The sequence below is a fragment of the Oceanobacillus zhaokaii genome, from assembly GCF_003352005.1.
In the GTDB taxonomy this organism is placed as follows: Bacteria; Bacillota; Bacilli; order Bacillales; family Amphibacillaceae; genus Oceanobacillus; species Oceanobacillus zhaokaii.
Genome location: NZ_CP024848.1, coordinates 1,275,191 through 1,290,110, shown reverse-complemented (window position 1 = coordinate 1,290,110; position 14,920 = coordinate 1,275,191). Strand labels below are relative to the sequence as shown.

The 14,920-nt window shown below is 37.3% G+C and carries 17 protein-coding genes; 4 read left to right on the top strand and 13 right to left on the bottom strand.

The window, feature by feature from the left end; translation table 11 throughout:
• The first annotated feature begins 245 nt into the window (after positions 1–245).
• Both CUC15_RS06530 and pdxK read left to right on the top strand, forming a co-directional pair.
• Positions 246–1,304: a C45 family autoproteolytic acyltransferase/hydrolase gene (locus CUC15_RS06530; protein ID WP_114915886.1), complete on the top strand. Its 1,059-nt coding sequence runs from the start codon at positions 246–248 to the stop codon at positions 1,302–1,304.
• A 142-nt stretch (positions 1,305–1,446) separates the two neighbouring features.
• The gene (gene pdxK, locus CUC15_RS06525; RefSeq protein ID WP_114915885.1) at positions 1,447–2,259 is read left to right on the top strand and encodes a pyridoxine/pyridoxal/pyridoxamine kinase; all 813 of its coding nucleotides are present in this window, start codon (positions 1,447–1,449) and stop codon (positions 2,257–2,259) included.
• A 415-nt stretch (positions 2,260–2,674) separates the two neighbouring features.
• Here pdxK and CUC15_RS06520 read toward each other — a convergent pair whose 3' ends face one another.
• Entirely contained in the window at positions 2,675–3,328 is a 654-nt protein-coding gene (locus tag CUC15_RS06520) for a DUF3889 domain-containing protein (RefSeq protein ID WP_114915884.1), read from the bottom strand.
• A gap of 172 nt (positions 3,329–3,500) precedes the next feature.
• Here CUC15_RS06520 and CUC15_RS06515 point away from each other — a divergent pair, with 172 nt between their 5' ends.
• Positions 3,501–3,986 (top strand): YusW family protein, encoded by a 486-nt coding sequence (locus CUC15_RS06515; protein WP_162800285.1) that lies wholly within the window; start codon positions 3,501–3,503, stop codon positions 3,984–3,986.
• A 44-nt stretch (positions 3,987–4,030) separates the two neighbouring features.
• On the opposite strand, the gene CUC15_RS06510 is transcribed toward CUC15_RS06515, so the two are convergent.
• The 10 genes from CUC15_RS06510 to CUC15_RS06480 form a co-directional block, all read right to left on the bottom strand.
• On the bottom strand, positions 4,031–4,849 hold the full coding sequence (locus tag CUC15_RS06510; RefSeq protein WP_114915882.1) for a hypothetical protein: 819 nt from the start codon (positions 4,847–4,849) through the stop codon (positions 4,031–4,033).
• 205 nt (positions 4,850–5,054) lie between these two features.
• Entirely contained in the window at positions 5,055–5,972 is a 918-nt protein-coding gene (locus CUC15_RS06505) for an aldo/keto reductase (protein WP_114915881.1), read from the bottom strand.
• Between the two features lie 376 nt (positions 5,973–6,348).
• Positions 6,349–7,059, bottom strand: a complete 711-nt coding sequence (locus CUC15_RS06500) for a hypothetical protein (protein WP_162800284.1) — start codon at positions 7,057–7,059, stop codon at positions 6,349–6,351.
• Positions 7,060–7,263: 204 nt separating this feature from the next.
• Entirely contained in the window at positions 7,264–7,815 is a 552-nt protein-coding gene (locus tag CUC15_RS06495; RefSeq protein WP_114915879.1) for an NADPH-dependent FMN reductase, read from the bottom strand.
• Positions 7,816–8,103: 288 nt separating this feature from the next.
• Positions 8,104–8,526: an SRPBCC domain-containing protein gene (locus CUC15_RS06490; protein WP_114915878.1), complete on the bottom strand. Its 423-nt coding sequence runs from the start codon at positions 8,524–8,526 to the stop codon at positions 8,104–8,106.
• A complete protein-coding gene (locus tag CUC15_RS20060; protein WP_162800283.1) occupies positions 8,523–8,669 on the bottom strand; it encodes a hypothetical protein in 147 nt (48 codons plus the stop codon). Before CUC15_RS20060 ends, CUC15_RS06490 begins: the two co-directional genes overlap by 4 nt.
• Before the next feature lie 117 nt (positions 8,670–8,786).
• Positions 8,787–9,296: a GNAT family N-acetyltransferase gene (locus tag CUC15_RS06485; protein WP_114915877.1), complete on the bottom strand. Its 510-nt coding sequence runs from the start codon at positions 9,294–9,296 to the stop codon at positions 8,787–8,789.
• A 168-nt stretch (positions 9,297–9,464) separates the two neighbouring features.
• A complete protein-coding gene (locus CUC15_RS20055) occupies positions 9,465–9,638 on the bottom strand; it encodes an NUDIX hydrolase (RefSeq protein ID WP_162800282.1) in 174 nt (57 codons plus the stop codon).
• 182 nt (positions 9,639–9,820) lie between these two features.
• Positions 9,821–9,967, bottom strand: a complete 147-nt coding sequence (locus CUC15_RS20050) for a hypothetical protein (protein ID WP_162800281.1) — start codon at positions 9,965–9,967, stop codon at positions 9,821–9,823.
• A gap of 554 nt (positions 9,968–10,521) precedes the next feature.
• Positions 10,522–10,980, bottom strand: coding sequence for a hypothetical protein (locus tag CUC15_RS06480; RefSeq protein WP_114915876.1), 459 nt, complete (start codon positions 10,978–10,980; stop codon positions 10,522–10,524).
• A 471-nt stretch (positions 10,981–11,451) separates the two neighbouring features.
• On the opposite strand from CUC15_RS06480, the gene CUC15_RS20045 reads away from it, so the two are divergent.
• Positions 11,452–11,619, top strand: coding sequence for a hypothetical protein (locus tag CUC15_RS20045; protein ID WP_162800280.1), 168 nt, complete (start codon positions 11,452–11,454; stop codon positions 11,617–11,619).
• Between the two features lie 290 nt (positions 11,620–11,909).
• Here CUC15_RS20045 and aceA read toward each other — a convergent pair whose 3' ends face one another.
• Both aceA and aceB read right to left on the bottom strand, forming a co-directional pair.
• Positions 11,910–13,187 (bottom strand): isocitrate lyase, encoded by a 1,278-nt coding sequence (gene aceA, locus CUC15_RS06475; RefSeq protein ID WP_114915875.1) that lies wholly within the window; start codon positions 13,185–13,187, stop codon positions 11,910–11,912.
• Positions 13,187–14,788 carry a malate synthase A gene (gene aceB / locus CUC15_RS06470; RefSeq protein ID WP_114915874.1) on the bottom strand — a complete coding sequence of 534 codons (1,602 nt, stop codon included), beginning with the start codon at positions 14,786–14,788 and terminating at the stop codon, positions 13,187–13,189. Before aceB ends, aceA begins: the two co-directional genes overlap by 1 nt.
• Positions 14,789–14,920 lie beyond the last annotated feature (132 nt).

Below are 14,920 nucleotides of genomic sequence, written 5' to 3'. Positions count from 1 at the left end.
GAACCGTGTCGGCTTATGTTACAACGGCATGTAGATGCGATTTTCACCACATCGAAACCCTTGTTGCAACACCGACAATAACCCGTCTTTGGCGCCCCAAAACATCCTCTTAAACATATTCTATTTCCAGTATGTTTTTCCCTTTAAACTGGGGTAACATATCTAAATGGATAAGCATATTTATTTTCTTTTGTTCATCCATAAAGTACGCTTAGCTTAATCACAGAAATGATGAGGGATGATTATTGAAACAAGTATATAGTGATATTATTCAATATCGAGGCAATCATTATGATTTTGGATATATGCAAGGAGAAGCTCTCAAAGACTCACTTCTTTTATCAAATCGAAAAAAACAAAAGGATGGAAGGTGGCGTCATTACTTAATAAATATAGATGAAGTAACGCAGGCAATATTACAATTTGCACCAGGGATAATGGATGAGCTTTATGGACTTGGTGATGCTCTTCAATTAACCATGGAGGAGACAATTCGGGAGTTCGGTGGATATTATTTGGAATACGGCAGAAGTGGCTGTTCCATTTTTACTAGTAACGATTATTTAATTCGGAACTATGATAATGCCCCAATTACCTATGAAGGTCGGTTTGCACTTTTTCAACCGACAGATCAGGGCTATTCAATGATTGGTCCTACAATGCAAATTACAGGAAGAACGGATGGCATGAATGAAAAGGGACTAACTATGGGCTATAATTTCGTCAACAGATTAAAGTCCAGTAATGGTTTTATTTGCAATATGATTGGTCGAATTATTCTAGAGTCCTGTGCAAATGTAGATGAAGCAATCGATCTTCTTAAGGAGATTCCGCATCGACATACATTTAACTATGTACTCCTTGATAAAAATGGGAAATCCATGGTTGTTGAAGCGTCACCACGAAAGGTGACTGCATATGAGGGTAATATTTGTACCAATCATTTCGAACAATTAACAGATGAAAATCGTTACCGTATGGATGAATCAATTGAGCGACGAGAAGCAATGAATAAACAGCAGCATACAATTGTAAACCCATATACAGCGTACCAAATGATGAACAATACCGATAAGCAAGTGTTTTCAAGCAAATATAGTGCATGGGCTGGAACAATTCATACTGCTTCATATCTACCGAAAGAGATGAAAGCTTGGTTTGCCTTAGGTGGCGACCGTTTACCTCTAATTTTTGATTTTAATAAATGGCTGAACGGGGAAAAACTACAGGTGAAACGAATCAAAGGAGAACTCGATTCCAGTACGGCGTTTGTAAATGCGGAAGTTTTGTATGAGTTATCTTAGCTACTAAAATGAAATAACCCATTCCTTTACACTTTTATGTAAAAGGTTTATAGTTTTATTAATAGAAAATAACATATTATAAGGATTATTCCAATTTATAAAAAGGGTATTAATATTTCGTAATATTTAAGGGGATAAAACAATGAAAAAAACACTTACAATTGCTGGCTCTGATTCTAGTGGTGGCGCTGGACAAGCTGCTGACTTAAAAACATTTCAAGAGCATGATGTATATGGTATGACCGCATTGACTTGTATTGTAACAATGAATCCAGAAGGCTGGCATCATAATGTTACACCAATTGAAACGGATTTGGTTGAAAAACAATTAGATACAATTCTTTCTGTTGGTGTAGATGCAGCAAAATCAGGAATGCTGGGAAGTGTACCAATCATCGAGCTTGCAGCACGTAAAATTGAGGAATATAAATTAAATCATTATGTACTTGATCCTGTGATGGTATGTAAAGGTGAGGACGAGGTGCTTCAACCTGAAAATACTGACGCAATGCGCGAATTACTCCTTCCTCTTTCGCTTGTTACAACACCTAACTTATTCGAAGCAGGTCAATTAGCTGGGACAGGTCCAATCAAAACAATTGAAGGAATGAAAGAAGCAGCTGTTAAAATTCATGCACTCGGCGCTAAGAACGTAGTAATCAAAGGTGGTAAAGCTTTAGATTATGAGAAAGCTATTGATTTATTCTATGATGGTAAAGAATTCACCCTTTTAGAAGAAGATAAAATCGATACAACTTATAATCATGGTGCAGGATGTACTTTTGCAGCTGCTATTACAGCTAATTTAGCCCACGGAAAATCTGCTAAAGAATCCGTCATTGCTGCAAAAGCATTCGTGACCGCAGCAATCAAGCACGGCTTTGAGCTTAACCAATACGTTGGTTCTGTCATGCATGGTGCATATACAAAATATGGTGTAGAAGTTAAAAACTAATTAAAAGCTTGGGAGAAAGGTTTCGCAACCCTTCTCCCAAGCTTTTTTCTGAAGTATTGTTGTTATTCAATTAATTAAGCGATAAAGTGCGAACTAACTTAGACTTAGGAAGATATTTGAGTCCTCGGGCCGTCGCTCCAGAAATACACGGAGCGCACCTTAGGGGAGCTGGTGAGCCTTCTTCCCGCAGGAGTCTCCGTGTATTTCTTCCACTGAAGATAGTGTAAAATCTAGAAACAAAAGAAAGACAAACCCATTAACTAAAACGTGATTGTAGCAATATACACGAGAATCATGTGCAAGTTGCAACTATGTCTTGGTTTGAAGACACAATTGTCACTTGTTCGCATTTGATATCGATTCATCTATAAAATGCAAAAAATGATACAAAATGATCTCTATAAGAAAATAGATTTTAAACTTCCTTCAGATCGAAAGAAATTACCCGATCTGTAGCGGGATTATAAATGACGTTTCCTCGTATTTTTAGTTTTCCTTGGGGAGAATCCAATAAAAACTCATATACTTCCTTCCTTTGCTTACCTGATAGATTCACCTTCTCAATTGTTTTATATTCGGTTACTTTATAGCCTGGATATGCCGCTTGTGCGACCTCTAATAAATATTTCCCCCACTTTTCTTCTTCTAATTTTGGTGACGGAGTTATTTCAATCTCGATAATTCCAGCATCTGGATTCGCACCTAAAGCTTCAAAAGCCCTTCTTTGTAGATTAATTTTATTTGCTGGATAGCTTACAACCTGATCCACTACAGTTACTAATATTTCTCTAGGTGTTGCAGAAGAAAGATTTTTAATTTTAAGTGTCTGCCCGCAGCGATATGGCGAATTTCTGCCAACAGCCGCTGTCATATATTCATTAATCGACCAATGGATTCCGCATTGTGTTACTTGTCCACCATATGTCCATGTTGCTTGCCCTCTTACTGCCTGTTGTCTATCCTCTCGGTAAGCGGGATAAGTTTGTTGATATTTATAATAGGAATACGGTACATATTGATTTCCTGCATATTGATTCCCGTTTTGCATAAATGGATAATTTGGATACATATTTCCCCCTCCAGTCATAAGCCTGCATTTTACTATATGAAGACATGGGGTTCACTTGTTACAGAAAAGTTAAAAATGTCGACAATAATTATGTTTGCCAATTAGAAGTTTATCGAAATCAAATTTAGGAAAAAATAGTTATATATCCAATTTTAGAATGGAGTGGATGGACTTGCGGAAAAATATTTCGATCATCGGGTTGTTACTCACAATCTCTTTTCTTCTCATTGCTTGTGGTGATAATGATGAAGTACAAAATCCTGTGAACAACAATCAACAAGGTACAGAAAATAATACTAATAATAATGGTGAAAATGATAATGTAAACGAAACAGCGGAATCAGCCTATTCATTTAACAGCTTTAATTTAGAGGCAGATATTGAAAATACAGAGGACGCAATTGAGGTAGACTATAATAAGGAAATGAATGAAACGGAGGCAAGCTATGAAGATAGACTACAAGGAATACAGTTAGCTGGTGATGAAGCAATGCAGGAATTAGACAGTATTTTTTCTGGCTTTGATTTCGATAAGGATACCGCTAATGAAGATGTCTTAAGTAGCGTACTCAGTGCATTTAATGTTCCCGATGACGCGATAAATGTAGAACTTGAAATTGAATTTACTGACGGTACGGAGAAGACCTATACTCAGTGATATTGAAAAGACCTCCATTTTGCTGAGGTCTTCCCTATACTAGCTTAGGTTGTGTAACGATCAACTGCGAGTCCAACTAAATACCAATTATCTTGATCTTTTTCAAAAACGAGGATCAAATCTGCCCAGTCAAGCTCTTGCTCTGTACCTTCTACATAATAGCTGACAAAACTTGCATCAGGATATACCTCCTGGACATTTACTATCATACTCCCGCGGGTTTTAATATTGTTCACCGTTACTTCATCCGCTTTCGTGAAATCACGAATAAAAATAAATTCATTATAATATTCACTAGGGGTCATCTCAATCGGATTGCCACTGCCATCAACAGACCCCCATGTGTATGTTTCATTATCATTCGCGAAATTCCCTACTTGTTCTGCAGAGAACTGAAGATGTTCTTCTACATCAACATAAATATACGGAGAAAAACGTACGCCTTTAGCAGGGTGAACTAGATTTGCTAAACTGCTGAAATCTTTATTGCCTAGTGCATCGACAACGGCATCTGCCCGTTCGCGTAATTGTTCTTCATCACTTGCTGCTTCATCACTATCTTTTGAATCTGCAGACTCTTCCTCTACCACCTTATCAACCTCAACGGAAACTTCTTCCTCAACAGTTTGAGGGTTTTCCAATTGTTTCTCTAAATTTACTATTGTTGCTTCCAATTCCGTAATTTGCGTATCCTTTGCAGCTATTTCTTCATCTTTTGTTTCTGCTTCTTCTTCTAGCTGTGTGATTCTTTCATTCAATTTGTCTAGTTCTTCATTCTCTGCTTGTCCACCGGTTGAATCACTACAAGCAGTTAAGAATAAAAATCCAACGAAAATAACAATGAAAAGTCTTGATGTCTTCATGTTTTGCCTCCTAAGCTGAACCTATGTAAAGCGAAACTTCATTTAGTGGGGGGGTTCCTTACCTCCCCTCTAAATGTTAGTTGAACGAACCGGATATATACGAGCAGTTTGATTCCCCACTTAGCTTTCTTGACACCCCTCGAAGCCTTGAAGTGGGGACTTACTGCTCGTTACATGTAGGGAAAATTCAAACCTCTTTGATGTACTATGGTAGATCATTGCCTGCTGCAAGATAAATTTCATACCATTCTTTCCTTGTTAGGTCGATTTCATTTGCTTTGGCAATGCCCGTTAACCGTTCCGTATTTAATGTACCTACAATTGGTTGAATTTTTGCCGGATGTCGTAATATCCAAGCAATCGCTACTGCTGACTTGTTTACACCGTATTTCTCACCAATTTCTTCTAGCTTTGAATTTAGCTCTGGAAATTGTTCGTTGTCGATGAATACGCCACCGAAAAACCCGTGTTGGAAAGGTGACCACGCCTGAATCGTCATATCATGCAATCTACTATAATCGAGGATACTTCCATCTCGGTTAAGCGAATTATCATGTTTTGTGTTTACTTGAATCCCAGCATCGATCATCCCAGAATGCATGATACTAAATTGCAATTGATTGACAATTAAATCCTGTTTTATGTATTTCTTCAATAATTCAATTTGCATCGGGTTTTGATTACTTACACCAAAATGACGGACTTTTCCACTATCTTTTAATATTGTGAATGCCTCAGCAACCTCCTCAGGATCCATAAGTGCGTCTGGACGATGAAGTAATAAGCTATCGACATAATCAGTTTTCAATCGTGATAGACTGCCATCCACTGCTGCCAATATATGCTCTTTGGAAAAATCAAAATAGCCTTCGCGAATACCAGCTTTCGTTTGTATGAATATTTGCTCTCGAACAGCTGGGTTCATCCCTATCGCTTCTGCAAAGATTTCTTCCGACTTTCCACCAGAATAAATATCTGCATGATCAAAAAAATCAATACCAAGCTCTAACGCATTATGGATAACTTCGGCCGCTTCTTTTACTTCTAGCTTGCCAAGACGCATACATCCTAATGAAATGTTTGACACCTCTAAATTGCTAGTACCTAATTTTATTTTCTTCATAATGGTCACCTCTTTCCGATTATACTTGTAGTTTAGCATGAATAGCGTTATTTTGTTAGGAATATTTTTCCTTTGTATAATATCGTAATAAGTTTCGAAAACGACAGATTTGCCGATGACTATAGAAATCGCTTACATTTTGATCTTAGAGAAATTGTTTGTCACCATGCCTTTCGGTGACAGCCTTAGTTGCACTTACTTTCTTCAATACTAATAAAAAAACGCCTATATAAATATAGACGTCTTCGATCGTTTGTGGCGAGTGAACCATGTGTTCACATTCACATGTAGTGCCTTGTTCCTCGTCTTACACAAACCAGCTCATCGCTACGTAATCATAACATCTTTAGAGCAACATTACCATCATTTTTTTGAATTACTTCATACTGTGATCAAATGGATATACATTAAGCTCCTTTGCTTTCTCTAAATGATTCGTAATGATTTCATCTAACAGCTGCTCCGAATCCTTGTTCTTTACTTCGACTCCTAGTTTATCTGCAGCCTTTAGTATTTTTGCTCTTTGAATTTCCTGTTTTAATTGTTCTTGATCTTTTCCGGCAGTAAGTATTCCTAACTTCTCAGCTTCTGATCTCAAATACGTTTCCATAACTTCTTTTCTTAATTTCTTCATATCCTTGCCATCTGTTTTTATCCCCAACCTAGCAGCCATCTTTTTTATCTTTGCCTCTTTAACTTCCTTTGTTATTGTTTTAAAATCTTTTCCTTCGATATTTATCCCAAGCGTATCTGCCTTTTTCATCACCATCATTTGATGTACTTCTTTACCTAACTCCTGCAAATCTCTTCCTTCAGACTCAATTCCCAGCTCATTTGCCTTCCTTATTATTATTCCTTCATGAACTTCCTTGGTTAAAGATTCCATATCTTTGCCCTCTGTTTTAATTCCAAGCTCCATCGCATGAAGCTTTAATAATGCTTCACTTTTAAAAAAACGCTTATGTTCTTTCCCCTCATGCCAAACTATTTCGTCATACACGGTACTACCAGGATTCGCGGTAACTTGTGATGTAATCAGCAGTGTAAATACAGATACCAAAACAATAAATAGAAATTTTTTCATCATTTATCTATCCTTTCTTATTATTAACTTTGCATTTGATAGTATTACCAAGAAGAGGAAATTGATAAATGTTTTGTCTTGGTTTCGTTGTTTCGATTTCTGATCGAGGTATAGTCTGAGCTGTTATTCTAGCTCTCCTATTGGTTTATCCTCCAAAACTAAAAAACTTGCCCGCAAGACAATCATCTCCCGGACAAGTTACCTATATTAGCTATATACTTTAGTTTTTTCAATCCAATCAATATAGTTTTCAATCACCATGTCAATAAATTGAATTGTTGATTCATCTGTAAGTACACCGTTTTGATCAATCTTTTCATGCACGGAACCGACGAATACTTCATTACCTGGTAAAGTTAATGTTGATACACCAGGTGCATTCAAAATTTGACGAAGCTGCATTTGAGCTTTAACGGTTCCTAATGCACCCATTGATGCTCCCACAATCATCGCAGGTTTGTTGATCATTACTTTCTCAACTCTTGAGAACCAGTCGATTGCATTTTTTAGTACTGCAGAAATAGAAGCATTATATTCAGGTGTTGCGAATAAAATACCGTCACTATTCTTGATCTTCTCTCTAATTTCTTTCACCAATGCTGGTGGATCCATTTCATTATCTTGGTTATACATTGGAAGTTGGTCAATTGGCAAAATCTCAATTTCCAGTTTATCTGTATATCTTGCTTGCATATATTTAACAAGATGCATATTATATGAACCTTTTCGATTAGTTCCTACCATTGCTACTATTTTCAATTTTGTATTCCTCCATTTGCTAATTTTTACAACAGTATTATTAATACCAAAAACGAAAGTCAACATCAAGTAATGTGACTTACTTCACAAACTGATAACGCTATCAGCAATAGTTTTTCTATTGAGGTATAATTTTGCTCACGCATAAACATTCCCTCCCTTTTTTAGATACATTGGCTGTCACAGGCCTTTGATAGATGGTCTTAGTTGCGAAATACATCGAGAAATTATCCGAAATTTATTGTCTGCCAAAGAAAAAAAGAGCAACATCGCTCTTTTTCCTGGAAATTATTTAACTAATGCAGCTCTCAAATTAACACCGTATTCCAAATAACCCTTCAGACAAGTAAGCATATAAACCCAACCCTCTTTGTTATCAATCAATTGATTGATAAACTCTGGATTATTATCATCAAAACCTTCTTCTTGTATTTCAATAATGGTATTTGTATTATCAAACGCCGTTAGCAAAATCGTGATATGATGTCCTGAGCCATCTTGAAAGAAGATTTTTTTATTTGCTTCAATCTCTATTATTTCTATCTCTCCTTGAGCATCGTACTCGTCGTATCTTAATGTAATCGTCTTCCCTTGCACCCATCTCTCAGAACTAGATGAAAACCAAAATCCCCCAATTTTCGCAGGGTCCACAAATGCTTCAAACACTTCATTTGCAGGTTTAAATATTTTCATTTTCGTAAGATTATTCATAACTTTAACCATCCTTCTAACTTTTTACTTTCGGAAAACAATTCAACTTCTTCTAATGTCTTCTGATGAAAGCTTTCAACCTTTGCCTTTCCCTTTTTCATCAATTCCGACTGCTTATTGTAAGATTCTTTTACCCATTTCATTCCTCGCTCACCCCTTAAATTTATTTTCTATAAGGTAGTTCGCTCAGATAACAGAATAAGTAACAGACTCATTATATAATCCCCTTTAACTATCAAGTAAATTACCGTACTAGCTAATCATAAAAGAAAACGATGATACCTCAGTGCTTTAAAATTCTCGCCTTCGATGATTCCATACTCGTCCTGTTCATGGATAAATTGAAATCCTTTTGCCTCATAAAATGGTATGCCTTTTTGATTTCCTTTTGTAACGTTCACCCATTGTTCCTTCGCGCCATATTCGATTAATTCCTTGGTAACCGCATCCAGAATCATGCTGCCAAGCCCTTCTTTTCTGCGCCCTGGGTCCGTGTACAATACAAATAATTCGCCATGGTTCTCACTTATCATTCCGCCAACGCCTGCACCTATGACTTCTCCATTCTCGACAGCAACTATCCAGCCATTCCATGATTTTGAGGTTTTTGTCACTTCTTTGAGTAAGCGTTCTGGAATATAAAATTCCTTAATCATGCGTTCAATGTATTCCGTTGAAAGCAAATCAGCATATGTAGACCAATAACTTGCAGTACAAACCCACGCGATTCCATCAATATGATTTGGTCCAGCCTTTTGAATCGTTACCAATGACTATTTCCCCTTCCATTTAAATCAATCATGTTAAAACACAAAAATATTATTTCCTAAGCGAGTTATTTTCCCATTGAAAATAAGCATTATCTGAAAGTGATTTCTTAAATATAAAGTCTGGATATGGTAAAGCAAGTTTCGGTTGACTTTCCTCTTTAATAAAGACTAGGTCGGCGATTCACCATCAATCGGGGTCAATTCCCCACTTACTATATTGCATTCAAAAACAAATACACTGTACTCTACTTGATCACCGTGAGGGTATGTAAAACGAAAACTCTCTCCACCAAATATTCCTAATAACTTATTTGGCCTTACTCTTAATCCAGTATCTTTCACCAAACTGCCCCTTTAGTCTAATAACTTCAACAAAAAAGGTACTTCTCCTTCTTTAAGAAAAGCCCCCGTTTGTTGAAGAAGAAAATGACGCTATTAAACAATCGCGCCCTTTTCTTTGAAAAACTATAAAACTTTCCTAAATATCGTTAATTTCATTTACTTTAACAACTCTTGAACACTTACTATACAGTTTCTACATTTGGTTTAGAAATTGATACCTTTTTCCCGAGATGGCTATCCGGCAAATGCACCTTTCCTTTTCCAAATAAACTTTCTCTTAATGTATTTGCTTCATATTCTTTACGGTAAATTCCTCTTGATTGCAACACAGGGACGACATGCTCAATAAAGTCTACAAAAGTGATTAGCTGGTTTAGTTTAATATTGAATAGTTAATTGTTAGTTCACCAGAGGGGTTCTTCTTCATTGGAAAGTTTAATCATATAAGGATAGACACTCAAAATAACTGCTATCATAGGTATCTTAATAACGACAACCATCCACCAAGGGGAGTTTAAAAAGACATTAATAGGCAATTACAATTAGTGGTACTAGACCAATTATAGACGTTCTTTTCTTGGGCGAAGCTGTCTCATATTGTTTATTGTCACAATGTGACAGTGTTTTCATCGTTTGTCTCCAAGTCCATTTTTTACCGCATTGTTTACAAACAGGCATTTAAACGAATCCCTTCACATTTATTGACAGCCACTAAAGAACCTAATAAAATTAAACTTTTAAATTTATCTTTCGTCATTCTACTTTCTCCCCCTATTTAATAGCCTGTCCCTTATTAAATTCAACAAGAAAGAGTGCTTATCCTCCTTTAGATAAGCACCATATAGTTTAAGTAGAAATCTTCACCATCTTTTCTTTACCCTAATTAAGATTTACCTTTTTTTTCATGAATCTCTGTCTCAATCGCTTCAACATGCTCATCTTTTAGCTTTTGTTTTGGATGAGGATGAAACCAATGAATTTCTCCTTCTTGAACAAACCCTTTGAACTCGTGTCCTTGCACTTTAAGAATGACTTGGCGGCGCTCGTGTTGTCTGCCTTCAAACACTTGGTCCATTTCAATGTCATTAATCCAACTGGAAATCCCATGTTGTCCCAACAATTCGCGGATTTCGTTTTCGATTTTAGCTTCTTTTTCCTCACCTATTATTTGTTTTGGATATGGATGCATCCACGTAATTTCACCATCGTGAAAATGACCTCTAAACTCATTTTCATCAACATTAAAAGAGAATTCGTGTCTCTTATGTATTGGGTGGTCACTAAGTGTCTGTTCAACTTCAAAGTTGCTAACTTCCGGTTTTTCTACATTTTTTTTCGTCATCGTCTTTCCTCCTTATTAATCTACATATTAAGAGGATGCCCAAAATCTCAAAAAAATGACTAACGAATCATTTTGTACCCTACAAATTAAATTTTTCGAGTTTATTAAATCCTTACATAATCGATATTACTTTAAATACATTTCTTCACAAATTTTCATATATCATCATTTTATTTTCTTTAATTTCAGTTTACACTGAACAACCTAATTAAGTAAGACCTTTTATAAGGAACATCCTTTATACGTGCCCCAACAACATTACTTAAAATCAACTCTAACCAAACAACAAAATAGAATGACTTCTAAGTACAGGATTTAATTGATTGAAGGATAGAATTAAGTACCAAATTAAAACATTCTGTATTCAAAATAATGCCAATTTGGTTTCTACACAAAAAGAATCTGCCTGATATCTCATTTCCCTCACTTCTTAGATATTTAACGCTAGTAAGGTTACTTGAAGGTGATAACATGAAATTAACCTTACCAGGCGATGTAACAAGTCCAGTTTTTTGCTTTTCACATGATTTACAAGGGTTATTTATTCTCGGATCTGGCGATTGGAAAAATATAGTTCATATTAAAAATACGATTTTGCAGGATATTAAGATTTTAGAAGAAATAACTATTACAATGTAACTTATCCGAAAAATACCTAATGCAGTCAAGTGAGGAATTGGCTGGGTTTACTTTATTAAGAAATGAAACAAGCCCCTAACTGTAATTAACTAGGGGCTTTAACTATTCTCTTAATTACTTCAGAATCTGACTATTTTGGCCAGGCCATTATCACATCTCGCTTTCCTTTAAAATTTCCGATAATCTCTAAATAACAGAAAGCAAGGAACTGCTATTTACTAGATTCCTGTAAAATTCATAGCGAGTGAACGGAGAATACGAGTTCCCAATCGGTAAGCAGTTTTTTAATATTATCGTGTAAACTGTTCTGCCTCTGTAGACCCTTCCAGAGCAGTTGTTGATGATGTACCACCTGATATAACTTGTGCAACTTCATCAAAATATCCTGTACCAACCTCGCGTTGATGCCTTGTTGCACTATATCCGTATTGCTCACTGCTAAATTCAGCCTGCTGCAGCTCAGAGTAGGCAGCCATCCCTTCATCTTTATACTTTCGAGCAAGCTCAAACATACTGTGATTCAGTGCATGGAATCCTGCCAATGTGACAAATTGGAATTTATAGCCCATCTTGCCCAGTTCTTCCTGGAAATTAGCTGTCTCCTCATCTGTCAATTTGCGTTTCCAATTAAAAGAGGGTGAACAATTATATGCTAGTAATTTGTTTGGGTACTCTCGATGAATAGCATCAGCAAACATCTTTGCCTCTTCCATATTTGGCTCTGATGTTTCGCACCAGATCAGATCTGCATACGGTGCATAAGCCAATCCCCTGGCTATCGCCTGTTCAATTCCTGATCTGGTTTTGTAGAAGCCTTCTGTTGTACGCTCACCCGTAATGAATGTAGCATCGTACGGATCGATATCATTTGTAATCATATCTGCAGCATTTGCATCTGTTCTTGCAATGATAATCGTGGGTGTGCCCATGACATCTGCTGCAAAACGCGCAGCAATCAGATTTTTAATCGCATTTTGCGTCGGAAGCAAGACTTTTCCACCTAAATGACCACATTTTTTCTCTGATGACAGCTGATCTTCAAAGTGGACGGCAGATGCCCCAGACTCAATCATTGACTTCATTAATTCAAATACATTAAGCTGGCCACCGAAGCCTGCTTCTGCATCAGCAACAATTGGCGCAAACCAGTCAATCTCGTTATTCCCCTCCGAATGATGGATCTGGTCTGCCCGCTGTAACGCCTGATTGATACGCTTCACAACATTCGGCACACTGTTTGCAGGATAAAGACTTTGATCTGGATACATTTGTCCAGCCAGATTGGCATCTGCAGCAACCTGCCATCCGCTTAAGTAAATTGCCTTCAGACCTGCCTTCACTTGTTGTACTGCCTGATTGCCGGTCAACGCTCCAAGTGCATTCACATAATCCTCGGTATTGATTAAATTCCAAAGCTTTCTTGCTCCTTTGTCTGCAAGGGTGTATTCTATGTCAATCGAACCACGAATCCGGATGACATCTTCAGCGCTATATGGCCGTTCCACCCCTTCCCAGCGATTATTATTTTCCCAATCATTTTTTAATTGTTCTGCTCTTTGATTTCCCATTACGCATTTCCCCCTTTGATTAATTGTCCATATGCAGGTATGGTTAAAAACTCAGCAAATTCATCCTGTTTGATCAGATCCTGAAATATCTCTGCAGCTTTTTCAAAATTCCCTTTTTCAAATAAATCTGCCCCAAACTGTGTTTCCATCTTTTTCATTTCTTCCTTGATCATTGCTTCTGCAAGTTCTATCGTGATTTTCCTGCCATCTGATAATATACCTTTTGGATGTTTAATCCATTGCCATACCTGTGCCCGTGAAATTTCCGCTGTTGCTGCATCTTCCATCAAATTATTTATTGGTACAGCTCCCCTGCCCGAAAGCCATGCCGCAATATACTGGATACCGACATTGATATTCGTCCGAAGACCTCCTTCTGTTATTTCTCCTTCCGGAACACGGACAAGGTCTTGTGCTGAAACGTCCACATCCTCCCTTTTTTTGGAAATCTGATTCGGTGCTGCCATGCCCTTATCAAAAATATCTGTTACAAACTGTACCATTCCTGGATGTGCCACCCATGTGCCATCATGGCCGTCATTGACTTCTCTTTCCTTATCGGTAGCGACTTTTTCGAAAGCTGCCTTATTCGCCTGCACATCGTTTTTAACTGGTATCTGTGCTGCCATCCCTCCAATTGCCGGTGCATTCCGTCGGTGACAGGTTTTAATTACGAGAAGCGAATAGGAACGCATAAATGGCACCTCCATCGTTACCGTGGATCTGTCAGGCAGAATTACTTCCGGGTCAATTTGGAATTTTTTAATGTAGCTGAAAATATAATCCCATCTGCCACAATTAAGCCCTGCTGAGTGTTCTTTTAATTCATAAAGGATTTCATCCATTTCAAATGCTGCAGTGATCGTCTCAATTAGTACTGTCGCCTTGATTGTCCGCTGTGGAATACCAAGTGCCTTTTGAGAAAATACGAAAATATCATTCCAAAGTCTTGCCTCCAGATGACTTTCTAATTTTGGAAGATAAAAATAGGGACCAGACCCTCTTGCCAGCAATTCTTGCGCATTATGATAAAAATAAAGTCCAAAATCTACAAGACTTGCTGCCATCGATTGGCCATTCACCTCTATATGATGTTCCTCCAAATGCCATCCACGGGGTCTGACAATTAATACAGCTGTCTTTTCATTGAGGCGATAATTTTTTCCGTTTGATGCTTTAAAATCTATTTCCCGTCTAATGGCATCCCGTAAGTTAAGCTGGCCATCCATCACATTTTCCCAGGTTGGTGATGTTGCGTCCTCAAAATCGGCCATAAAGGTCTTTGCACCTGAATTTAATGCATTGATGATCATCTTACGGTCAACCGGTCCGGTAATTTCCACTCTGCGATCCTGTAAATCCTCTGGAATGCTTTCGATCGTCCAGTTATCCTCCCTTATGTTCTTTGTCTCGGTCAGGAAATCCAGCTTTTGGCCTTCCTTTAGTTTTTGCTGGTTCTGTTTCCTGATTTCCAATAAATTTCGCCGCCGATCATCAAAGTGATGATGGAGCTTTTCGAGGAAAACCAGCACCTCAGGGGTTAGAAGATTCTCATATTTCCTATCGTGCTTAATCTTTACTGTCTCACTTTTCATCAGCATTTCGATAACCACTCCCAATTATTGTTATAATATAGCCATATTATTTAATCACTGATATATAACAGTTAAACCAAAAAAATTAGTCTTCCTTTTTCGATAGGCAATAATCACATTCCATTGTATAACTCCTTG